This window comes from Streptomyces sp. NPDC107765 (genome assembly GCF_055657085.1).
The window spans coordinates 26,283-49,211 of record NZ_JBVKBL010000009.1 but is presented as its reverse complement, the minus strand read 5'-3'; the positions used below and the strand labels follow the sequence as shown (position 1 = coordinate 49,211).

Annotated in this window: 15 protein-coding genes and 1 pseudogene; 11 read left to right on the top strand and 5 right to left on the bottom strand. The window is 72.0% G+C overall.

What is annotated here, in order from left to right; genetic code table 11:
* Positions 1–17: 17 nt before the first annotated feature.
* Together ACZ7MX_RS22340 and ACZ7MX_RS22335 are read left to right on the top strand one after the other, a co-directional pair.
* Entirely contained in the window at positions 18–800 is a 783-nt protein-coding gene (locus ACZ7MX_RS22340; RefSeq protein WP_472134649.1) for a thioesterase II family protein, read from the top strand.
* Entirely contained in the window at positions 797–2,155 is a 1,359-nt protein-coding gene (locus ACZ7MX_RS22335) for an MATE family efflux transporter (protein WP_472134647.1), read from the top strand. The genes ACZ7MX_RS22340 and ACZ7MX_RS22335 overlap by 4 nt, the downstream gene beginning before the upstream one ends.
* Before the next feature lie 220 nt (positions 2,156–2,375).
* On the opposite strand, the gene ACZ7MX_RS22330 is transcribed toward ACZ7MX_RS22335, so the two are convergent.
* From ACZ7MX_RS22330 to ACZ7MX_RS22320, 3 genes are all read right to left on the bottom strand, one after another.
* The gene (locus ACZ7MX_RS22330; protein ID WP_472134645.1) at positions 2,376–3,020 is read right to left on the bottom strand and encodes a dihydrofolate reductase family protein; all 645 of its coding nucleotides are present in this window, start codon (positions 3,018–3,020) and stop codon (positions 2,376–2,378) included.
* Positions 3,021–3,288: 268 nt separating this feature from the next.
* Positions 3,289–3,930, bottom strand: a complete 642-nt coding sequence (locus ACZ7MX_RS22325; RefSeq protein WP_472134643.1) for a DUF998 domain-containing protein — start codon at positions 3,928–3,930, stop codon at positions 3,289–3,291.
* 292 nt (positions 3,931–4,222) lie between these two features.
* Positions 4,223–4,354 (bottom strand): hypothetical protein, encoded by a 132-nt coding sequence (locus ACZ7MX_RS22320; protein ID WP_472134641.1) that lies wholly within the window; start codon positions 4,352–4,354, stop codon positions 4,223–4,225.
* Between the two features lie 127 nt (positions 4,355–4,481).
* Here ACZ7MX_RS22320 and ACZ7MX_RS22315 point away from each other — a divergent pair, with 127 nt between their 5' ends.
* The 5 genes from ACZ7MX_RS22315 (at position 4,482) to ACZ7MX_RS22295 (ending at position 8,774) form a co-directional block, all read left to right on the top strand.
* On the top strand, positions 4,482–5,408 hold the full coding sequence (locus ACZ7MX_RS22315) for a sensor histidine kinase (protein WP_472134639.1): 927 nt from the start codon (positions 4,482–4,484) through the stop codon (positions 5,406–5,408).
* Positions 5,405–6,121 carry a response regulator transcription factor gene (locus tag ACZ7MX_RS22310; RefSeq protein ID WP_472134637.1) on the top strand — a complete coding sequence of 239 codons (717 nt, stop codon included), beginning with the start codon at positions 5,405–5,407 and terminating at the stop codon, positions 6,119–6,121. Before ACZ7MX_RS22315 ends, ACZ7MX_RS22310 begins: the two co-directional genes overlap by 4 nt.
* Before the next feature lie 227 nt (positions 6,122–6,348).
* Complete coding sequence (locus ACZ7MX_RS22305) at positions 6,349–8,052, top strand: cholesterol oxidase substrate-binding domain-containing protein (protein ID WP_472134635.1); 1,704 nt, start codon at positions 6,349–6,351, stop codon at positions 8,050–8,052.
* Positions 8,053–8,190: 138 nt separating this feature from the next.
* The gene (locus ACZ7MX_RS22300) at positions 8,191–8,319 is read left to right on the top strand and encodes a hypothetical protein (RefSeq protein ID WP_472134633.1); all 129 of its coding nucleotides are present in this window, start codon (positions 8,191–8,193) and stop codon (positions 8,317–8,319) included.
* 146 nt (positions 8,320–8,465) lie between these two features.
* On the top strand, positions 8,466–8,774 hold the full coding sequence (locus ACZ7MX_RS22295) for a hypothetical protein (RefSeq protein ID WP_472134631.1): 309 nt from the start codon (positions 8,466–8,468) through the stop codon (positions 8,772–8,774).
* A 149-nt stretch (positions 8,775–8,923) separates the two neighbouring features.
* Here the strand turns inward: ACZ7MX_RS22295 and ACZ7MX_RS22290 are convergent, their stop codons facing one another.
* A complete protein-coding gene (locus ACZ7MX_RS22290) occupies positions 8,924–9,085 on the bottom strand; it encodes a hypothetical protein (protein WP_472134629.1) in 162 nt (53 codons plus the stop codon).
* Positions 9,086–9,985: 900 nt separating this feature from the next.
* On the opposite strand from ACZ7MX_RS22290, the gene ACZ7MX_RS22285 reads away from it, so the two are divergent.
* From ACZ7MX_RS22285 to ACZ7MX_RS22270, 4 genes and pseudogenes are all read left to right on the top strand, one after another.
* Complete coding sequence (locus tag ACZ7MX_RS22285) at positions 9,986–19,627, top strand: Ig-like domain repeat protein (RefSeq protein WP_472134627.1); 9,642 nt, start codon at positions 9,986–9,988, stop codon at positions 19,625–19,627.
* 197 nt (positions 19,628–19,824) lie between these two features.
* A complete protein-coding gene (locus ACZ7MX_RS22280) occupies positions 19,825–20,571 on the top strand; it encodes a hypothetical protein (protein WP_472134625.1) in 747 nt (248 codons plus the stop codon).
* A gap of 176 nt (positions 20,572–20,747) precedes the next feature.
* Positions 20,748–21,881: a S8 family peptidase gene (locus ACZ7MX_RS22275; protein ID WP_472134623.1), complete on the top strand. Its 1,134-nt coding sequence runs from the start codon at positions 20,748–20,750 to the stop codon at positions 21,879–21,881.
* Between the two features lie 70 nt (positions 21,882–21,951).
* A pseudogene (locus ACZ7MX_RS22270) lies at positions 21,952–22,194 on the top strand (SpoIIE family protein phosphatase); the annotation flags it as partial.
* A gap of 73 nt (positions 22,195–22,267) precedes the next feature.
* On the opposite strand, the gene ACZ7MX_RS22265 reads toward ACZ7MX_RS22270, so the two are convergent.
* Positions 22,268–22,606 (bottom strand): hypothetical protein, encoded by a 339-nt coding sequence (locus tag ACZ7MX_RS22265; RefSeq protein WP_472134621.1) that lies wholly within the window; start codon positions 22,604–22,606, stop codon positions 22,268–22,270.
* Positions 22,607–22,929: the final 323 nt, after the last annotated feature.

Sequence of the window (22,929 nt, the reverse complement as noted above, 5' to 3'; positions counted from 1 at the left end):
CCCCCGCACTTTCCCGTTTGCCTTCACCTTCGCCACCGGGCGGCAGGCACGCCGGGGCCACGGCACTGGTGTGCCTGCCCGGCGCCGGCGCCTCGGCCGGCCTGTTCACCGGCTGGGAGGAGGACCTGCCCGCCACCATCGAACCCTTCGCCTACGAACCACCCGGCCACGGCCTGCGCACCGACGAGCAACCCCACACCGACCTCGACACCCTCCTGGCCGACCTCACCGACGCCGTCCGGCCCCACACCGCACGACCCCTGGCCCTGCTCGGCCACAGCTTCGGCGCCGTCCTCGCCTTCGAGCTCGCCCTCCGCCTGGAACGCGAAGGCACGCCCGTGAGCCACCTCTTCCCCATAGCCGCCCGCGCCGCGGCCGGGCGGACGGGATCACCACCGGGGCGCGAGCCCACCGACGCAGAACTCAAGGCCCGACTACGCGCCCTGGGCGGCACCCCGGCCCCCGTCCTCGACAGCGACGAACTGCTGCAACTCCTCCTGCCCGCCGTACGGGCCGACTTCGCCCTCACCGACACCTACCGGCACCGCCCCGGAAGCCTCCTCAACTGCCCGGTCACGGCCTTCGCCGGCGCGGACGACACCGTGGTGGCCTGGGCCTCGGTCCAGGCCTGGGGGGCTTGCACCCGCGGCCGCTTCACCGCCCACCGCGTACCCGGCGGCCACTTCTTCCCGTTCTCGCACCGATCGGCCCGCGCCGACCTCCTGCGCACGATCGCGGAGGAACTGGACCACCGCCCCGACACGGCCCCCGACCGGCCCCACACCCCGGAGCACGGATGACCCCACCGCCCGACCCAACCCCCGCCCCTGCCTCCCCGAGGATCTCCGCGCGCGCCCACGACCGGGAAATCTGGCGCCTTGCCCTGCCCGCGTTCGGCGCGCTCGTGGCCGAACCCCTCTTCCTGCTCACCGACTCCGCCATCGTCGGGCACCTGGGCACCGCTCCCCTCGGCGGCCTCGGTGTCGCCGGGCAGGCGATCGGCACCCTGGTGAACATCTGCATCTTCCTCGCCTACGGCACCACCGCCGCCGTGGCCCGACTGGTCGGCGCCGGCCGGCTCGACCAGGCCATCCGCCAAGGACTCGACGGCATCTGGCTGGCCGTCGGCATCGGCCTGCTGGTCATCCTCGCCGGCTGGCCACTGGCCCCCGCCATCGTCGACGCCTTCGGCGCCTCCGCGGCCGTCACCCCGCACGCCGAGACATACCTGCGCATCAGCCTCTTCGGGGTACCCGGCATGCTCGTGGCCCTGGCCAGCACCGGCGTACTGCGCGGGCTGCAGGACACCCGCACGCCCCTGGCCGTCTCCGTGGCCACCTTCGTGGGCAACGCCGCGCTCAACGCAGCCTTCGTCTACGGCCTCCACTGGGGCATCGCCGGCTCCGCATGGGGCACCGTGATCGCCCAGACCGCCGGCGGCGCCGTCTACGTGGCCACGGTGCTGCGCGCCGCGCACCGCCACGGGGCCCCGCTGCGCCCCGACCTGGCGGGGCTCCGCGCCGCCGCGACGGCCGGGGTGAACCTCGTCGTCCGCACGCTCACCCTGCGCGTCGTCCTGGTCGCCGGTACGGTCGTCGCCACGGCGATGGGCGACGACGAGATCGCCGCCTACCAGGTGGCTTTCCAGGTGTGGTGGTTCCTCGCACTGGCCCTCGACGCCATCGCCATCGCCGGACAGGCGATCACCGGCCGCTGCCTGGGCGCCGGCGACGCGCCCGCGGCCCGTGCGGCGACCTGGCGCATGACCCAGTGGGGTCTCGTCGCCGGCACCGGCGTCGGCCTCCTGCTCCTGGCCGTCCGCCCCTGGCTGCCCGCACTGTTCGGCATGGCGCCGCACGTGCGGTCCCTCCTGCTGAGCGCGCTCGTCGTGGTGGCCGTCCTCCAAGTCGTGGCAGGACCCGTGTTCGTCCTCGACGGGGTACTGATCGGCGCCGGCGACATGCGCTTCCTCGCCGTGGCCGGCGTCCTGACCACCCTCGTCTTCCTCCCGGCCGCCGGCGCGGTCCACCTGGCGGGCGGCGGACTCGTGGCCCTGTGGCTCGCGATCGGCGTATGGATGCTCGCCCGCCTCGCCACACTCGCCTGGCGCGCCCACGGCGAGGCCTGGCTGGTGACGGGGGCGGTACGAAGCTGAGGAACTGCCGCCCTACCTCGTCCGAAGGGTCGGACGGCCCCCCAGGCGAGATGCCGAAGCGATCACTGTGGCACGCACATGTGGGGATGGCTTGGTCGGTGACGGGGCGACCTTCCGTGCTGCGGAGCGGTCGACCGCTCCCCTCGCTGGCCGAAAGCGCACGTCAGGGCGTGCCAGTCGCCGAAAAATCGTCAACGTGTCTTATGGGGGGCCGCTTCGGTCACTTTCGCCAGAACAGGTGGTGCGTCACCCCGCTCGGGCTGGGAACGACCTCCAGGTGGAAACGGTCGAGCAGTTCATCCGGGGACTCCCAGAGTCGTACTCCGGACCCGAGCTTCACCGGCGAGACCGCCACGTGCAGGGTGTCGACGAGATCGGCGTCGAGAAACTGCCGGATGGTGCTCACCCCGCCGCCGAGCCGGACGTCCTTGCCTTGCGCCGCCTTCCGGGCCTGATCGAGGACCGTGGCCGGATCCCCGTCGACGAAGTGGAACGTGGTGTCGGAAAGAGTGAGCGAAGGACGCTTGTGGTGGGTCAGGACGAATACCGGGGTGCGGAACGGGGGCTCGTCGCCCCACCAGCCCTGCCACTCATGGTTGCGCCAGGGCCCGCGCTGAGGCCCGAACTTGTTGCGGCCCATGATCTCTGCACCGATGTTGCGGGCGTAGTCCCGCGTGAAGTAGTCGTCCAGGCCCCGGCTCCCCCCGGGGTCGGTGCGCATGGGCCAACTCGCCGTGGCGCCGGCCCAGGCAAACAGCCTCTCGGGCTCGACATGACCGAATGGCCTCTCGAGGGTCTGGTCCTCACCGGCACCGATTCCGTCACTCGAGACGTTGAAATTCTGAACTCTCAGTAGCTGGGCCACGTGTTCCTCCTGTGCTGGCGACAACGGTGGTGAGACGTGCCGGACCGGGAAAACTCATCGCTGCGTCCGTGACCGGTCAGAGACTGGCTGACCCCGTCAGAACGCCTGCTGGTGCCGGGAAAGGTAGCGCGCCGAGGGTACAGGTGGCGTGGGCATACCGGGGCCTGGACGAGGCAACCCGTGGGCCGGGAGTGAATCGTCGTGAAGGCGGGCGTAAGGCGGCCGGCCCTCCCCGTACCTCTGGGTGGGCGCCCCGAGGGACGCGTCGTCACCCATCGCTCCGCGCATGGTCGCTTCGCAGACTCGCTGGTTCGCCCGCGTTGTCCGACCGGCGGGCACGGAGTATGGCGAGAGCCATGACGAGGCTCCACGCGTCCAGGGCCCAGGCCGCGATACGTTCCAGGCCGCCCAGTCCGATTCCGGGGTCGTGCTGACCGAAGAACATCCATGCCGCGAGCACCGCGGCGACAGCTATCGAGAGGGTTACGCTCCGCAGTCCGCCGAAGAGTGAGTCTCGGGACGAAAATCCGGTGAGGAGAAGCCCGAGATTTCCCAACCCCATGATGAGAAGTGCGCCCCCTACATGCAGATTCTCTTCGACGTCTGCCGGAACAAAGCCGACCAGAACCCACCCGCCAGCCCCAATGGCGAGCAGAATTCGGGAACTTGTCGCTATCCCACCGCGGCCCCAGCAGGCTCCGGCCAGCAGCACGCCGGCGAGCAGCAGGACACCGTGGACGGCGAAGCTGACGTTCATAGCGGCGTGCAGCGGCGAGCACACATATCGAGGCCGGGAGTCGTCCCAGATCCGGCAGCCGACATTGCCGAGATCGCTGATGTTGTTCTCCGCCCAGCTGTAGGGAGTGCGCCAGCCGGTCTCCACGACAAGTTGGACGACGAAGAACTGCACGGTGGCTACGATCCATGCGGCCGCACCAATCCTTGCTGTCGCGGAGGTGCGGTATGCGGAGTGCGACGCGGATCTCGTTTTCATCACGGCCTTTCAGGCGCCGAATCGGTCACTTGTTGCCGTCAACGTTCTCAGTCGAGGGTGTTCCTGCGCATCGCTGCGACGGGGGAATTCGGAGGCCCGGGTACTGGCTCTTTCGGGGGAGGCACGCCGAGGCGCCCGAGGGTACGGTGCAGGCCGTGATCACGATGATGCGTTCGCCCTTCGGCAGAGCGGCCTGCCGGAGTGGGATTTACGCCTGGATCGGGGCGGTCATGAGCCTGCCGCCGATGGCCCTGGCGCTCGTCTCGGCGTCGCCGAAGTGGCCGGCTGCGCTACGTGTCGTGGGATTCAGCTGCGCGCTGTGCGCGGCGCTGGTGGCCATGGGCGCTCCTCGTGCGGCGCGCCGGGGATGCGTTCGGCTGGCCAACCGGCTGTTGGACACTGCTCTTTCCGCCCCGCCGCAATCGCCGGCCTCTCCCTGGGTGGACCGGCTCCGCACCACGGTGTACTTGACCGCACATCTGGCGGTCGGTGTGGCGGTGACCGCCGTGACCTGCCTCTCGGTCTTCGTGGCCCTGGTGTTCCTCTCGGTCTGGCTGAGCGGTGGTGGTCCGGTGACGACCGGCGCGTGGACCCTCCACGTGGAGCCCGGGTGGCAGGGTCTGTGGGTGGCGGTCGCCTTCGCCGGATGCCTGGCGCTCGCCGGATACGTCGCCGTGGGTGGCGCGGCAGTCATGCGTCTGCTCGCCCCGCTCCTCCTCGGTCCGCGGCCTGCCGACCTGCTGGCCGCTGTGGAAGCGCAGCGGGATCTTCTGGCCCAACGCAACAGACTGGCTCAGGAATTGCACGACTCGATCGGGCATACCCTCACGGCATCCACCATCCAGGCTGCGGTCGCCGCGGAACTGATGGAAAGCGATCCGCAGGCGGCCCGACGCGCCCTCAGCAGCATCGAGGAGACCTCCCGGGCCGCGATGGACGACCTCGACCATGTGCTCGGTGTCCTGCGGGCAGGGCAGACGTCCACCACACCGCAGCGCACCCTCGCCGACCTCGGCCCCTTGACCGAGCGGGTCCGGCAAGCCGGCGCTGTGCTGCGCGTGGAGACCGCCGGAAACCTCGCGGACGTACCGGCCACCGTGTCGCGGGAGGCGTACCGCATCGTTCAAGAGGGCCTGACCAACTCCTTGCGGCACAGCGAGACGGCAGAGATGAGTCTGCGGGTCGCCGTACGTGACGGCTGGCTGGAGGTGGAGCTCATCAACCCGCTCGACGGCACCGTGCCGTTCCGCCCGGGTCGCAAGCAGGGGCACGGGCTGACCGGAATCGCCGAGCGGGTGCGGCTGCTGCGTGGTGAGGTGTCCGCGGGGCCCACAGACAAGCACGGGACAAGCTGGCGGCTGGCTGCTCGGATTCCGCTACGTTCGGCACTGTGAACGTGAGCATCGGCCCCACTCAGGCACCAGGCCCCACCCTGGCCCCCGACCCGCCCATCACTGTTCTCGTCGTCGATGACGACGAGCTCACACGTACCGGGCTGCGGGCCCTGCTGGCCGCCAAATCCGACCTGGACGTCGTCGGCGAGGCCGCGGACGGCGCCGATGTGCTTCCCATGGTCGAACGGCTACGCCCCGACGTCGTGCTGATGGACATACGGATGCCGTGTGTGGACGGTATCGAGGCGACCCGGCGGCTGCGGTCCGCACTGCCCGACCCACCGAAGGTCATCGTGATCACCACATTCGAGAACGACGAACACGTCTATGACGCCCTGCGGGTCGGCGCCAGTGGTTTCATCCGAAAGCGGGCGCCTGCCCAGCAGATCGCGCACGCCATCCGGTTGGTGGCCACCGGCGATTCCGTACTGTTTCCGGAAGCAGTTCGCCGCCTCGCTGCTGACAGGCCCGTTCTCGACAAGACATCCCGCGCCCGGACAGCCGCCCTCACCAGCCGCGAGACCGAGATTCTGCGACTCATGGCGAAGGGCCATTCCAACCAGGAAGCCGCCGCGCAGCTGCGGGTGAGCCTGGAGACCGTCAAAACCCATGTGGGCAATGTGCTGGCCAAGCTGGGCGCAAGCAACCGTACTCAGGCCGTCGTTCTGGCCTACGAAGGGGGCCTGATCGGCCCCGGCGCCGGCAACTGGTGACCTGAGTCAGGCGTTGGCCGTCAAGTGGCTGCCGGCCCGCATCGTGATGGCGGCAGGGCGCGACCGTGTCGCGTAGCACCGGCTTCCTGCGCACGGCCATTGCGTCTGACGGCCCGTCACCTTACACTCCCCGCACCCCCACCGCACCGGGGCGCTCGTACGGTCTCACTCCTACGATCCCGTGCGCGGTGCAGCGGGGCGGCGCGCCGCGTGCCGGAGGGACAGCCATGTCCGATGACAGCGCTCGAAGAACTTCCCTCACCCGCCGCACGCTCCTGACCGCGACCGCCGCTGCAGGGCTCGCCGCGGCAGCAGGTCTACAGCCCGCGCATCGCATCCCCGCGGGCAGCGCCGCGGCCACCCTCACCCCACCGCCCGGCTTCCCCGCCGGCATCCCCCTCTCCCAACAGGCCTTCCGCAACTGGTCGTTGGAGATCGTCGTCGAGGACGTCTGGACCGCTTCGGCCCGTACCCCCGACGACGTGGTGACCCTGGCCAACTGGGCCCACGAGCACGGTTACCGTCTCCGCGCCCGGGGCAAGGGCCACACCTGGTCGCCGCTGGTGGTACCCGCCGGCGCCGACACCTCCCGCACCGTCATCGTCGACACCACCTCCCACCTCACCGCGGTCAGCGTCCGCGGCGGCAACCCCGGGAGCGTCACCGCGCAGGCCGGGGCGACCCTCGACACCATCCTCGCCCGCCTGGAGGACTCGGGACTCGGCCTCGCCGCGACCACTGCACCCGGCGACCTCACCATCGGCGGGGTCCTCGCCATCGGTGGCCACGGCACCGGCCTGCCCACCGCCGGCGAACGCCCGCCCGCCGGCTCCGGCTTCGGCACCCTGAGCTCTCTGGTCACCTCACTCACAGCCGTGGTGTGGAACGCGGCGGAAAACCGCTACGCGCTCAGGACCTTCACTCGCTCCGACCCCGACATCCGTGCCTTCCTCGTCCACCTGGGCCGCGCCTTCCTCACCGAAGTCACCATGACCGCCGCGGCCAACACGCGCCTGCGCTGCCGTAACTGGTACGACGTCAACATCGCCACCGTCTTCGGTCCCCCCGGCACCGGCGGCCGGACGATCAGCTCCTATCTGGACGGCACCGGACGCGTCGAGGCGATCTGGTTCCCGTTCACCGATGTGCCGTGGCTGAAGGTGTGGAGTGTGGCACCGACCAAGCCCTGGCTGGCCAAACAGCTCGACGCGCCCTACCCCTACTCCTTCGCCAACCGCGTCACCGAGGACATGTCGAAGTTGCTCGGCGAGATCGCCGCCGGCGGGGGCGACAAGACACCCGACTTCACCAAGCTCGCCATGTCCATCGTCGGCTCCGGGCTGATCGTCACCGGCACGTGGGACGTCTGGGGCTGGTCGAAGAACAGTCTGCTGTACGTCGAACCCACGACACTGCGCATCGTCGAAGCCGGCTGGGCGGTACTGACCTCCCGGGCGAATGTGCAGCGAGTGGTGAACGACTTCTACGGTCACTACAAGAGCGTGCTGGCAGCGCACCAGAGTCGCGGCTCCTACCCCGTCAACGGCCCGATCGAGCTCCGCATCACCGGCACCGACCCGCACGACGGCCCCCTCCTCTCGCCGGCCCTCGCCCGTCCCGACCACCCTGAATGGGACACCGTGGTGTGGCTCGACTTCGCCACCTACCCCGGCACTCCCGGCGCGGCCCCCTTCTTCCGCGAAATGGAGCAATGGATCTGGCAGACCTACACCGGCTCGTACGCGACCGTACGTCCCGAATGGTCCAAGGGCTGGGCCTACACGGACAGCGGCCCCTGGACGGACCCTTCCACGCTGGGCACCACGGTCCCGGCCGCGTTCAGCGACTGGCGCACCGCCCAGAACACACTGAACTCCTACGACCCGGCCCGGGTCTTCTCCAACACCTTCCTCGACACGCTGCTGCCTTGATCCACGGCCGCCACACTGCGCGTATGCGTGCAAGAGCGTGAGCGCCTCCCCACGTCCGAGCCGGGGCCTTCCAGTCGCCGCCCCGGCTCGTCCGAACGCCATCTCACGGCCGGACATCGACCGCGTTGAGGGAGAAGCATGGAACTGCCGTCGGTTCCGGCCAGTGTCAGCACAGTGATCACCTCCGGGAAGCTGCCGCCGGAATTCAGGGCGTTCTTCACCTCTGCCGGAGAGCTCACCGACGGCACGGGCGCCCCGGCCGCCTGACGGCCGGAGAACACCACCGTCGACACCTCCACGGTGCAGGCCCCAACGTTCCGCCCGGACCGCACATCGCCGCATGCGTTTAGTGATCGTTTATTGAGGTTCAGCAGGATGTGAAGTGTCGGGAAGGATCCTTCACAGGGGACGGTATGGCCAAGCTGTATCTGGAGAAGCTCAAGTGCGTCACGACTGAGGGCTGGAGCGGCTTCGATGAGCCGAGGCTTGTGCTCCAGGACCGCGGCACCGTGTGGAACGGAACGGTGCTGGGAGACCGGATGTACACCGTCAAGTACGACTGCGACTTCACGGGAAGGATCGCTGTCTCCCTCGGGGAGGACGACGGCCCGGATGCGGATGACAAGCTCGGGAAGCACTGGATCACGGATACGCCTGGTGAGCGCAGTCTGCACTTCACGGCGCATGGCGCTGAGTACAGGCTGCTCTATGCGGTGGAGTAGTGCGCTGCCCCGCAAGGGGCTCAGCGGCGAACTACTTCACGCACGCCCCTGAAACGCGTCGACCGGCCGCGGAGACTCCGCGGCTGGTCATCGGCGATCTTCGGGGGTCACTGCCCCTGATAGGGCGGCTGTTGTGGCGGTGGGGCGCCCTACGGTCCGGGGTGCTGCGGTGGGGCACCGTACGGGCCGGGCTGCTGCGGTGGCTGCCCGGGAGGGGTGGCCGGCGGATACGCCTGCGCGCCCGGCTGCTGCGCCGGCGGGTACCACTGGCCGGGCTGCTGGGCGGGCGGATACGGTGCCTGGTTCGGCATGCCCGGACCCGTACCCCAACTCCCGGGAGCGACCTGCGGCTGCGCGTTTCTTTCCCGCTTGCTCACCGCCACGACGACGGCGACCAACGCGGCCAATATGGCCAAGCCCACCAACAGCAAAAGCAACGACAAGCCCATCTGCCCCTCCCATGCTTCACGGCCCGTGCGGACGCGCCACGGCATTGACCCACCACGACCTTACAAGGGCAGGCACGACAGCAACCTCGAGTTCACCACTCGCTGTGGTCGGCCCGTCGAGCCGCGGAATCCGTACCGGTCCTTGCAGCGGGTCTCGTCGTCAGCGGGTCTGGCCATGTTCATGCACATAGCGGGACGGGTCGGGGCAGGCCGCTCGACTCCTGCCATTCGGTGCGCGCAGTGTGCGCACCTCTGGCCGCCGGTGTCCGGTGTGGGCCCGCGTGGCCGTGCCCTCGGTCGCGCGCCGGAGTGCGGCGTCGCCCGGAGTGCGCTGGTCCTTTCGAGTGATATCGAACGCGGAGTGTTGCCGCCGTTGTCGTCGGAATGGCTTTCTGACATCGTCCGATTCCGGCGGGCCGCCCATCCTTTCCGGGGGAGTGGAAGGCGTCCTGCCGTTTTCGGTGCCTGGTGCTGACGAGGTGTCCCGAGCGCGCTCCTCCGTTGAGGCATGCAGGTCAGGGCCGTTCGGCGCCCCGCGTGCGTCGAACGGTGCGACAGGCCCGCGCGCTGGCCTGGAGCCGTCATGCATGCAGTCCGTCATGTTCGTGCCGTGTCCCTCACCGGCCTGTGCCACACGGTCGTGGCCGTGGTCGTCAGAGGCTGCCGGCTCCCGGTGCTGACCGCCGCGCCTCCCATGCAGGGACGCCCCGTGGGAGGCGTCGATGCGGTCGCCGGAGTGACCACCCGGGCGAGGACGGTCGCATGCTGACGCCGGAGCGCCCGAACGGGGCTTTTCTGATCACCGACCGGGACGGGAACTGCCTCGCCGTCATCGACCCGGCCTCCCGCAAGGCCCTGCCCACCCTGAACACACCGGTGCCGCTCGCCGTGCGCGGCGCGGCCGACCAGTTGGTGCTGCGCACCTCCGCGGACCGCGCCGACCTGCCGCGGGCGCTCGACAGCGGCACCCTGCTGCACGGCCTGCCCGGGCTGCTGAACCGGCCGGTCGCCGCTTTGGCGTCGCTGCGGCGGACCGACCTCACCGGCCGGGCCGCGGCGCCCGGCCTGCAGAGCCTGTCCGGGGTCTTCCCCGACCAGGGCCCGTACAGCGGCGGCACGTTGGTGACCCTCGTCGGGCGCCGCTTCACCGGCACCACCGCGGTGTACTTCGGCACCCGGCGGGCCGCGAGCTTCGCCGTGCTCGACGACCGGACCATCGTGGCGGTGACTCCCCCGGGCACCGGCGCGGTCCCGGTCACCGTCACCACTCCCGGCGGCAGCGCCCGCATCGGGTACTTCTTCTACCTGTACAGGCCCAGCATTGCGCGGCTGATCCCCACCACCGGCCCGGTCGGCGGAGGCAATGTGGTGGAGCTGATGGGCGTCAACCTGCGCACCGCGCTGCTGGTGCGCTTCGGGGACGCGGTGGCCTTCCCCACCGCGGTCTCCGACAGCCAGCTGCTGGTGACCGCTCCGCCCGTCGCGGGCCCCGGCACCGTCCCGGTCTCCGTGACCACCCTCGGCGGGGTGAGCAACCGGCTGCTCTACACCTATGTCGCGGCGCCCTCGGTGTCCGGCGTCAGCCCGAGCACCGGGCCGATCGAGGGCGGCACCACCCTGGTGGTGAGCGGCACCGGCCTCAGCCGGGTCACCGCGGTCACTGTCGACGGGGTGCCCGCGGTGTCCTTCCGGGCGTTCTCCGACACCCTGCTCCTGGTGGTGACGCCGCCGGGCACGCCGGGCCCGGCCGACCTCGTCATCACCACGCCGGGCGGCAGTGTGACCGTGTCCGGCGGCTTCGGCTACCAGGCATCCACCCGCACCACCGTCAGCTCCGCGCCGGCTCCCTCCGTGGTGGGGCAAGCGGTCGCCTTCACCGCGGTGGTGACGGGGGTTCCGCCCACCACCGGCACCCCGTCGGGCACCGTCACCTTCGACTTCGGCGACGGCTCGGCACCCGTGCCGGCGGCCCTCACCGACGGCACCGCGAAGGTCAGCCACGTCTACACCGACGCCGCCGAGACCCCCTACCAGGTCACCGCCTCCTACGGCGGCGACGTCTTCTTCACCGCGTCCACCGGCACCGAAAGCCAGCTGGTCGGGGCGGCGTCGACCACCACCTCCGTGCGGTCCGCCCCCGATCCGTCGCTCGCCGGGCAGTCCGTCACCCTCGTCGCGCGGGTGACCCCCGTACCGCCGGGGGCCGGGGCGCCGACCGGGACGGCGACCTTCGACTTCGGCGACGGCACCCCCACCGTCACCGCCCCGCTGGTCGGCGGCGCCGCCACGGTCGGCCACACCTACACCGACGCCACCGAGACGCCCTACGCGATCACCGCCGCCTACAGCGGGGACGCCGACTTCACCGCCTCGACGGGCACCGACACCCAGACCGTGCAACAGGCCGCCTCCGCCGTGGGCGTGACCGTCGCCCCGAACCCGACCGTGGCCGGCCAGCCGGTCACCGCCACCGCGACGGTCACCGCCGTCCCGCCCGGTGCGGGCACCCCCACCGGCACCGTCACCTTCGACTTCGGCGACGGCACCCCCGGCGTCACCACCCCGCTGACGGGCGGGACGGCGTCCGTCGACCACGCCTACGCCGACGCGTCCGCCACCCCGTACACCGTCACCGTCACCTACAGCGGCGACGGCGACATCGCCGCGTCGACGGGGACGGCCACCCAGACCGTGGGCCCGGCCTCCTCGACGACGGCCGTCATCGTGACGCCCGATCCCGCGACGGTGGGCGAGCCGGTGACCATCGGGGCGACGGTCACCGCCACCCCGCCCGGCGCGGCCACCCCCACCGGGACGGTCACCTTCGACTTCGGCGACGACACCCCCACCGTCACCGCCCCCCTCGCCGACGGAGCCGCCGCCACCGCGCACACCTATACCGGTGCCGCGCAGAGCCCGTACACCGTCACCGTCACGTACAACGGCGACGCCGACGTCACCCCGTCCGCGCAGACCGTCATCCTGGTGGTGCAGCCGGCCGGCACCACCACCGCCGTGGTCTCCGCGCCCGACCCCTCCGCGGTGGGCCAGGAGGTGACGTTCAGCGCGGCAGTCACCACCGTTGTGCCCGGCGCGGGCACCCCCACCGGGACGATCACCTTCGACTTCGGCGACGGCACCCCCACCCTCACCGAGGCCCTCACCGGCGGCACCGCGCAGACCACCCATATCTACGCCGCCGCCGCGGAGACCCCCTACCAGGTCACCGCCACCTACCAGGGCGGTGCCGACTTCACCGCGTCCAGCGGCACCGACGCCCAGACCGTCGAGCCGGCCGACACCACCACGGCCCTGACGTCGGTGCCCGACCCCTCCTCGGTGGGCCAGTCGACGACCTTCGTCGCCAGAATCACCCCCGAGGCACCGGCCGCCGGTTCGCCCACGGGCACCGTGACCTTCGAGTTCAGCGACGACAGCCCGCCGGTGACCGCGCCGGTCGCGGGCGGCACGGCGACGGTGAGCCACACCAACCCCGAGGTGTCGGCCAGCCCGTACACGGTCGCAGCGACGTACAGCGGCGACGACAACTTCAACCCTTCGGCGGGGGCGGACAGTCAGGTGGTCGCCAAGGCCGTCTCGACGACGACATTCCGCGCGACACCGTTCCGCTCGGTGACCGGACAGACCGTCACCTTCGACGCCACCGTGCAGGGCGCTCCGGCGTCCTCGGTCACCCCGACCGGCACCGTCACCTTCGACTTCGGCGACGGCAGCGCACCGGTCACGCTGCCCCTGACCGGCGGCAGCGCCAGCACCACCCACGCCTACACCAACGCCTCGCAGAGCCCGTACGCGGTGACCGTCAGCTACAGCGGCGACGCCAACTTCACCGACTCCCGCGGGAGTTCGCTGCACAGCGTGGAGCAGTCGGCCACCGTCACCACCGTCACGGCCACACCTGACCCGTCGGTGACCGGTGAAGCGGTGACGGTCACCGTCTCCCCGGTCGCACCCGGTGCCGGCATTCCGACCGGCGAGGCCACCTTGGACTTCGGCGACGGCAGTCCGGTCCTCACCGCCCGGCTGGTCGACGGCTCGGCCACCGTCACCCACGTCTACACCAGCGCCGCCAACAGCCCCTACACCATCGCCGCCCACTACAGCGGCGACGGCGACTTCGCCCCGTCGGACGACACCCTGGTGCACACCGTGGCACCGGCCGCGACCACCACCACGGTGACCTCGTCGGCCTCGCCCTCGGCGGTGGGCCAGACCGTGACGCTGATCGCGCGGGTGACGCCGGTGCCGCCGGGCGCCGGTGCCCCCACGGGGTCGGTCACCTTCGACTTCGGGGACGGCTCCCCGACCGTCACCGCACCGGTCTCCGGCAATCTCGCCATCGCGACCCACGCCTGGACCAGCACCGAGGGCAGCCCCTACACCGTCACCGCCTCCTACGCCGGGGACGGGGACTTCGCGGCCTCGGTGGGCACGGCCGTGCAGAGCGTGGCGATGACCGTCTCGACCACCTCCACGACGGTCAGCTCGTCACCCGACCCGTCGCTCGTCGGCGGGCCGGTGACCTTCACCGCGGCGGTCGCGGTGATCCCGCCCGCCTCGGGAACCCCGACCGGAACCGTCACCTTCGAGTTCGGCGACGGCTCCCCGACGGTCGCGGTCCCGCTGGCCGGCGGTACGGCGACGGCCACCCACGCCTACGCCGCCGCCGGCTCCTACTCGGTGACCGCGGTCTACAGTGGCGACGCCGACTTCGCAGGGTCGTCCGGGCTGGACACCCAGACCGTCGACCGGGCCGATTCGACGACGCTGGTGTCCGCGCCGGACCCCTCGACGACCGGCGAACCGGTCACCTTCACGGCGACCGTCGGGTCCGCCGCGGCCGGCGCCGGCACCCCCGCCGGGTACGTCACCTTCGACTTCGGCGACGGCTCGCCGGCGGTCCGGGCACCGCTCGCCGACGGCACCGCGGTCGCCGTCCACCCGTACACCAGCACCGCCGGCAGTCCCTACACCGTCACCGCCACCTATTACGGCGACGCGAACTTCACCGGATCCTCCGGCACCGACACCCAGACGGTGAACGCCGCGGCCACCGCCACCACGGTGGTCGCCTCGCCCCACCCGTCGTCGGTGGGCCAGCCGGTCACCCTGACCGCGGCGGTCTCCACGGTCGCCGCGACGACGGGGGAGCCGACCGGCACGGTCACCTTCGACTTCGGCGACGGCTCCCCGACCGAGACCACCGCCACGGTGGCCGGACTGGCGACCGTGGTGCACGCGTACACCACCACCGGAGGAAGCCCCTACACCGTCACGGCCACCTACAACGGCACCGGCGACTTCCAGCCCTCCACGGTCACCCTCACACAGGCCGTGCTGCAGACCGCGGCCACCCTCACGGTCTCCGCCGGTGCGGGCCCGTCGGTGGTGGGCGAGCCGGTGACCGTCGCGGTGACGGCCGCGGCGGTGCCGCCGGGGGCGGGTGTGCCGACCGGCACCGTCACCGTCGACTTCGGCGACGGCACGCCCCCCGCCACGGCGGCGCTGACCGGCGGCTCCGCGCTGTTCACCCACGCCTGGACCAGCAGCCTCGGCAGTCCCTACGCGATCAGCGCCGTCTACAACGGCAGCGGCGACTTCACCACCGCGGTGGCCGGCACCACCCGGACGGTCCTGCCGGCCGCCACCACTACCACGGTCGCCGACGGGCCGGAGCCGTCGGTCGCCGGCCAGCCGGTCACCTTCACCGCGACGGTCGCACCCGCGGCGCCGGGCGCCGGCACCCCGACCGGTACCCTGACGTTCGACTTCGGCGACGGCACCACACCGGTCGCGGTGCCCGTGGTGGCCGGGGTGGCCACCGCCCAGCACGCCTTCGCCGACACCGCCGGCAGCCCCTACACCGTCACCGCGACCTACGGCGGCGCCCCCGACTTCACCGCCTCCGCCGGCACCACCGGCCACGCCGTCGGCCGGGCGGCGTCCGGGATGGTGATCACCGAAGGGCCGGACCCCTCGGTCTCCGGCCAGCCGGTCACCGTGACCGCGACGGTCACCCCGACCGCGCCGGGCGACGGCACCCCGACCGGCACCGTCACCGTGGACTTCGGCGACGGCACCGCACCGGTCGCGGTGCCGCTCGTCGGCGAGGCCGCGACCGTCACCCACACCTGGGCCGGTGCCGCCGGCAGCCCGTACGTCGTCACCGCGACCTACGGCGGGGACGCCGACTTCGGGCCCACCACGGCGACCGCCGGGCACACCGTGACCCCGGCCGCGAGCACCACCTCGATCGCCTCCGCCCCGAACCCGGCGGTGCCCGGCCAGCCGGTCGCCGTCACCGCGACGGTCGCCGCGGTCGCCCCCGGCGGCGGCACCCCGACCGGCACCGTCACCTTCGACTTCGGCGACGGCTCCCCCTCGGTCACCGCCCCCCTGACGAACGGCACGGCGACCACCAGCCACGCCTGGACCAGCACCGCCGGCAGCCCCTACACCCTGACCGCCACCTACAACGGCGACGCCGACTTCACCGCGTCCGGCGGCACCAGCTCCCTGACCGTCGGCCCGGGCGCGAGCACCACCACCGTCACCGACCTCCCGGAGCCGTCGGTGACCGGCGGTCAGGTGTCGTTCTTCGCCCGGGTGAGGCCGGATGCGCCGGGCGCCGGGGTACCGACCGGGACGGTCACCTTCGACTTCGGCGACGGCACCGCACCGGTCGTCGCGTCCCTGTCCCAGGGTCTGGCGACGGCCACGCACACCTTCACGGGGGCGGCCGGCCCGTACACGGTCACCGCCCACTACAGCGGCGACGACGACTTCACCGCCTCGGCGGGGGTCGAAATTCACACCGTTCAACCGGCGTTGACGACGACGGTGGTCGACTCCTCGCCCGACCCGTCGGTGTCCGGGCAGCCGGTGACGGTGACCGCCACCGTCACGGCGGTGGCACCGGGCGCCGGGACGCCGACCGGGACCGTGACGTTCGCCTTCGGCGACGGCAGCGCGCCGGTGGCGGTGCCGCTGACCGGCGGCACCGCCACCGTCCCGCACACCTGGACCACCACCGCCGGCAGCCCCTACCCCGTCACCGCCACCTACGGCGGGGACGCCGGGTTCACCGCGTCGAGCGGCACCGGCACCCAGACCGTCACCCCGGCGGCCACCGCCACCACCCTGACCTCCTCCCCCGACCCCTCGGTGCCCGGCCGGTCCGTCGACCTCACCGCCACCGTGGCACCGGTCGCCCCGGGCGCGGGCACCCCCACCGGCACCGTCACCTTCACCTTCGGCGACGGCGCCCCCTCGGTCACCGTGCCGCTGACCGGCGGCACCGCGACCACCCCGCACACCTGGACCACCACCGCCGGCAGCCCCTACGCGCTGACCGCCACCTACCACGACACCGACGACGGCGACTTCGACGCGTCCACCGGCACCGACACCCAGACCGTGGCCCCGGTGACCGCGGCGATGACGCTGTTCTCCTCCCCGGCCCCGTCCACCGCGGGCCAGCCCGTCACCTTCACCGCGCGGATCTCCGCGGTTCCTCCGGGCGCGGGCACCCCCACCGGGACCGTCACCTTCGACTTCGGCGACGGCACCGCGCCGGTCACCGCCCCGGTCCAGGGCGGGATCGCGACGACCGACCACGCCTACGCCACCACGTCGGGCAGCCCGTACCAGGTCACCGCCTCCTACAGCGGGGACCCCAACTTCACCACCGCCGCCGCCACCGCGCCGCACACCGTGACGGCCAGCGCCGCCACCACCTCGACGACGGTGACCTCCTCGCCCGACCCCACGGTGACCGGCCAGCCGGTGACCTTCACCGCCACCGTGGCCCCCACGCCGAACGGCGGCGGGGTGCCCACCGGCACCGTGACCTTCGACTTCGGCGACGGCACGGCGGCCGTCACGGCACCGCTGGCCGGCGGCGTGGTGACCGTCGCTCACACCTACACCCGGGCCACCGGCAGCCCGTACGGGATCACCGCCCGGTACAACGGCGACGCCAACTTCAGCGCCTCCTCGGGCGCCGACACCCAGACCGTGCTGCCGGCGGCGACCACCACCACGCTGGTCACCACCCCGGACCCCTCGGTGACCGGTCAACCGGTGACCCTCACCGCGACGGTGGCGCCGGTCGGTCCGGGGGCCGGCGTGCCGACCGGCACCGTGACCTTCGACTTCGGCGACGGCACCCCGGCCGCGTCGGCGGTGCTGTCCGGCGGGGTGGCCCGGATCGGCCACACCTACTCCAGCGAGGGCGGGCCGTACACCGTGACGGCGAGCTACAACGGGGACACCAGCTTCACCGTGTCGGCCGGCACCGACACCCAGAACGTCGGCAAGGCCGCCACCACCACCGCCGTGGTCTCCTCCCCCGACCCCACCGTCGTCGGCCAACCCACCACCCTCACCGCCACGGTGACCCCGATCGCCCCCAGCACCGGCACCCCGACCGGCACGGTCACCTTCGACTTCGGCGACGGCAGCCCCACGGTGACCGCACCCCTCAGCAACGGCCTGGCCACCACCACGCACACCTACACCGCCACGTCCGGGAGCCCCTACGCGTTCACCGGCACCTACAGCGGCGACACCAACTACACGACGTCGACCGGCACCGACACCCAGACCGTCAGCAAGGCCGCCACCACCACCGCCGTGGTCTCCTCCCCCGACCCCACCGTCGTCGGCCAACCCACCACCCTCACCGCCACGGTGACCCCGATCGCCCCCGGCACCGGCACCCCGACCGGCACGGTCACCTTCGACTTCGGCGACGGGACGAGCCCCGCCACGGCCCCCCTCTCCGGCGGCGTCGCGACCCTTACCCACACCTACACCGGCACCTCCGGGAGCCCCCACACCCTCACCGGCACCTACAACGGCGACACCAACTACACGACGTCCCACGGCGCCGACACCCAGACCGTCGGCAGGGCCGCCACCACGACGTCACTGGTCTCCGCGCCCGACCCCGGTGTGGTGGGCCAATCCGTCACCCTCACCGCGACGGTGGCGCCGGTCGCCCCGGGGGCGGGCACCCCGACCGGCACGGTGACCTTCTCCTTCGGCGACGGCACGGGCCCGGCCACCGCCACCCTCTCCGGCGGCGTCGCCACCGTCACCCACACCTGGACCACCCGCACCGGCAGCCCGTTCACCGTCACCGCCGCCTACAACGGCGACGCCAACTTCACGACTTCCACCGGCACCGACGCCCAGACGGTCGACAAGGCGGCGACCACGACCACCGTGACCTCCGTCCCCGACCCCTCCGTCACCGGACAGAGCGTCACGCTGACGGCCACGGTCGACGCGCAGGCCCCCGGGGCGGGCACCCCCACCGGCACGGTGACCTTCTCCTTCGACGACGGCACGGGCCCGGCCACCGCCACCCTCTCCGGCGGCGTCGCCAGCCTCACCCACACCTACGCCGGGGCCTCCGGCAGCCCGTTCACCGTCACCGCCACCTACAACGGTGACCCCAACTACGCGACGTCGAGCGGCACCGACGCCCAGGCGGTCAACAAGGCGGCGACCACGACCACCGTGACCTCCGCCCCCGACCCGTCGACCGCCGGGCAGAGCGTCACCCTCACCGCCACGGTGGCGCCGGTCGCCCCCGGGGCCGGCACCCCCACCGGCACCGTCACCTTCACCTTTGGCGACGGCACCGGCTCCGCCACCGCACCGGTGTCCGGCGGCATCGCCACCGTCGCCCACACCTGGACCACCCGCACCGGCAGCCCGTTCACCGTCACCGCCACCTACAACGGCGACCCCAACTTCACGACCTCCACCGGCACCGACACCCAGACCCTCAGCAAGGCGCCGACCACCACCACGGTGACCTCGACCCCCGACCCCTCCGTGTCCGGCCAGCCGGTCACCATCAGGGCGACGGTGTCCGCCACGTCCGGCACCCCCACCGGCACCGTCACCTTCACCTTCGGCGACGGCACCGGCTCCGCCACCGCACCGGTGTCCGGCGGGATCGCCACGATCACCCACACCTACAGCGGCACCACGGGCAGCCCGTTCACCGTCTCGGCCGCCTACGGCGGGGACGCCAGCTTCGCCGCGTCGACCGGCACCGACCCCCAGACCGTCAACCGGGCCACCACCTCCACGGTCGTGGTCTCCACGCCGAACCCCTCGACGACGGGCGAGCCGGTGACCGTCACCGCGACGGTCACCGCGGTGGTCCCCGGCGCGGGCACCCCCACCGGCACCGTCGCCCTCGCCATCACCGGGCGCACCCCGCAGATCGTCACCCTGGTCAACGGCCGGGCCAGCGCGCAGTTCAACCCCCTGCCGAAGGGGACACACCAGGTCACCGGCACCTACAACGGCGACGTCAGCTTCGCCCCGTCCAGCGGATCCACCCTCCAGACGGCCACCAACTGACGCCCTGGAAAGGCCGTCGGCCAGCGTCCCCGCCACGGTTCGCTGCCTTCACCCTGCGCGCTTGGACGTCCTGGCCGCCGGCGCTCCGGTCGGCGTTAGCCGGATGTCAGCGGAGCGACAGTCTGGCGATAGTGGCGCCGGTCAGAGTGGGTGACGTACCGAGGAATCCACGACACCGACTGTCCGGGGGGACCGAAATGAGCTCCACCACCACTGTCCGCACCGCTCGTCGCCGCACCCTGCGCATTGCCGCCGCGGCCCTGACCGCAGCCGCAGCCCTCACCCTGACCGCCTGCTCCGACCCCGCCGCCGACGGCCCGAAGCCCGCGGGCCGGGCGGCCATGGGCAAGACCGCTGCCGAGTCCAGCGGCACGGGCTCCGCCACCGCAGCGCAGGCCGCCGATGCCCAGGCGGGCCCCGGTACCGAGGCCGGCACCCAGGCGGGTACCGGCGCCAAAACCCACCACGCCCCAGCGGGCGCTGCGGGCAAGCAGTCGGGCAGCGCGCACGGCGGCGCGGCCAAGGGGGCATCCCCGGTCCGTACCCAGCCCCTCCCGGACGGCAGCAAGGCCGAGATCTACCGGCTCGGAGCCCAGCACTACCGTGCCAAGATCGTCCACGGTGGTGCGGTCCTGGCCACCCTGGAGGCGAAGGAGCACGACGCCGGGCTCGACGCCAACGACATGTTCATCGTGCTCACGCTGGACGGCCGGGTCCACTCCTGGATGGGCGGCGGACACCAGGGACCAGGCACGTTCAAGCTCGCGGGCGGTTGGACGGCCAAGGTCACGAAGATCGGCGAACTCCGGTACCGCGCCCAGATCCTGGGGCACGACGGCGCGGTGTACGGCACGCTGGAGACGAACCAGCACGACACCGGGCTCGACGCCAACGGCGTATACATCGTGCTCAGCAACGGCGGTGTGATCAGCGCCCACCTGTAAGTGCCCGCCAGGCTGCGCCGTGGAGCACGGTGAGCGGAGAGCCGGCACGGTGAGTGCAGACCGAAGTCGGGGCCCGACCCACCCGCACGCCCCGCCGGAACCGCCCGCCCCCTGTGGTCGTCTTGTGCGCTGACTGTGGACGAAGCAGGAATGTGGGGGACATTGTGACGCGGAACGTGACGAAGGCCGGTCTCATGGCGGTGGCCATGGCGACGGTGCTCGGGGCCTCGGCCTGCGGCGGGCAGGCCGGTGCGGCGGCCGGAGGGAGCGGCGGGACGCTCCCCGCGCACGGGAAGGCGGAGTCCCCGGCGCCCTCCGGGGACGGGGCGTCGTCCCGCGGGGACGGGACGTCGTCCAGCTCGGTGCCGGTGTCTCCCGGCACCCTGGGGAAGTCGTCCGGGATCACGCGGACCACGGCGCCGCCCCTCACCCGGCACGTGCCGTGGAACCTGGACATCCTGGACCAGCGGTCGCGGCCGCTGAACGGGAAGTTCACCACCACCGCCACGGGCAAGGGCGTGCACGTCTATGTGATCGACACCGGGATGGACATCGCCCACAAGGAGTTCGGCGGACGGGCCCGCCTCGGCGCCGACTTCGTGGGCCCGAAGGACTCCGGTGACTGCTTCAGCGAGGCGGGGATGGGCCACGGCACGTTCGTCGCGGGCATCATCGGCGGGGCGAGGTACGGGGTGGCGCCCAAGGCGGAGCTCGTACGGGTCCAGGGCATCCAGTGCGAGAGCGAGGGCGGCGGCTCCCCGGCGGCGGCCGAGGCCGCCTTGGTGAAGTCGGTCAAGTGGGTCACCGCGCACGCGCAGAAGCCCGCGGTGGTGAACATGTCACTCAACCTCGACCACCGGTCGGCGACCCTGGAGTCCGCTGTGAAGACGATGGTCGATGCCGGGATCCCTACGGTGGTGTCGGCCGGCAACTTCCATGACGATGCCTGCAAGCACTCCCCGGCCGGCGTCCCCGGCACGATCGTCGTGGCGGCCTCCACCTCGAACGACCGCGCGTGGAGCGACGGTGGCTCGTACGGTTCCGGTTATGGACGGTGCGTGGACCTGTACGCCCCCGGCCAGAAGGTGACCGCCGCCCTCGCCGGCGGCGGTACGACCACGGACAACGACGGCGCGACGTCCTGGGCCGCGCCGCACGCGACCGGCGTGATCGCGCTGTACCTGTCGGCACACCCCCACGCCACGGCCAACGAGGTCCACGTCTGGCTCGACCACACGGCCACCCGCGGTGTCGTGCGCGGCGTCCCCTCCGACACTCCCAACCGGCTGCTCAACACCGGCGGCCTCTGAGCTGCCCCGACTGCCCCGGTCGCACGGTCCCCCGAGCGCCGTGTCTCACCGGAATGGCGGACGCAGGTGGACACTGGAACCGGGCGACTGCGTCCTGCTCTACACCGACGGTGTCGTGGAGGCTCGCGACGCCGGCGGTGCGGAGTTCGGCCTCGACCGGTTCACCGACTTCATCATCCGCTCCTCCGCCGCCGGTCAGCTCCCGGTCGAGGTACTGCGGCTGCTCATCCACGCCATCCTCGATTACCAGCACAATCAACTGCGGGACGACGCGACCATCCTGCTCTTCGAATGGCGCCCGCAGCACCGGTGAAGCGGTGTGGCACCGAGCCTCGCGGTGCTCGACGGCGGGCCTGGAACGAGCCCACGCCGAGAAGGCGACACCGTCAGCACTCGGGTACCCGGTCGGGGGACACCGCGCCTTTGTCGCTCATGATGGAAGTGCTTGCGTCGATGTAGCCGGATCCGCCGTCGTAGGAGATCTTGTACGTCGCGCCGTAGCCGAATCCGGTCGCATCCGCTTTGCCTGGCGTGTAGCACTCGACCGTTACCGGTGTGAGCGTGGTCAGATCGGCGATCGGGCTCTGGCCCCGGGGATCGGCGTCCGGCCAGACGGAGACCTTGTCGTAGTTCCCGATCTTTCCATCGACGCCGCACCCTGCCAGCACAACCGTGGCCAACCCGGCCGCTACGACCGACACCACCACGCTCCGTTTGCGATTCACTCGTGCCCCCGTCCTTCCGCCCGCGCGGAATCCGTTGTGTGAAACAACTGCGAGTTCGCTGCCCTGCTAGTCGCCCCCTCCCCCGCCACAGGAAGAGCCGCACGACGAGCCACAGGACGGACTGGAACAGCCGCCACCGGGATGGGGCCGCCCTGCACCTCGCCCCCGTCGCCACCAGTGCGCTCGGCGGCACCGTCCACAGTTCCGTGTCCGCGCTGAACCCTGCCTCCTCGATCAGGGCCACGGTCCGCAGGTGTGCACCCGGGTCGTGATCGGCGGTGTCCGGCGCGTCGGGGTGGTGGTGTACGAAGTGCCCGAGCCGG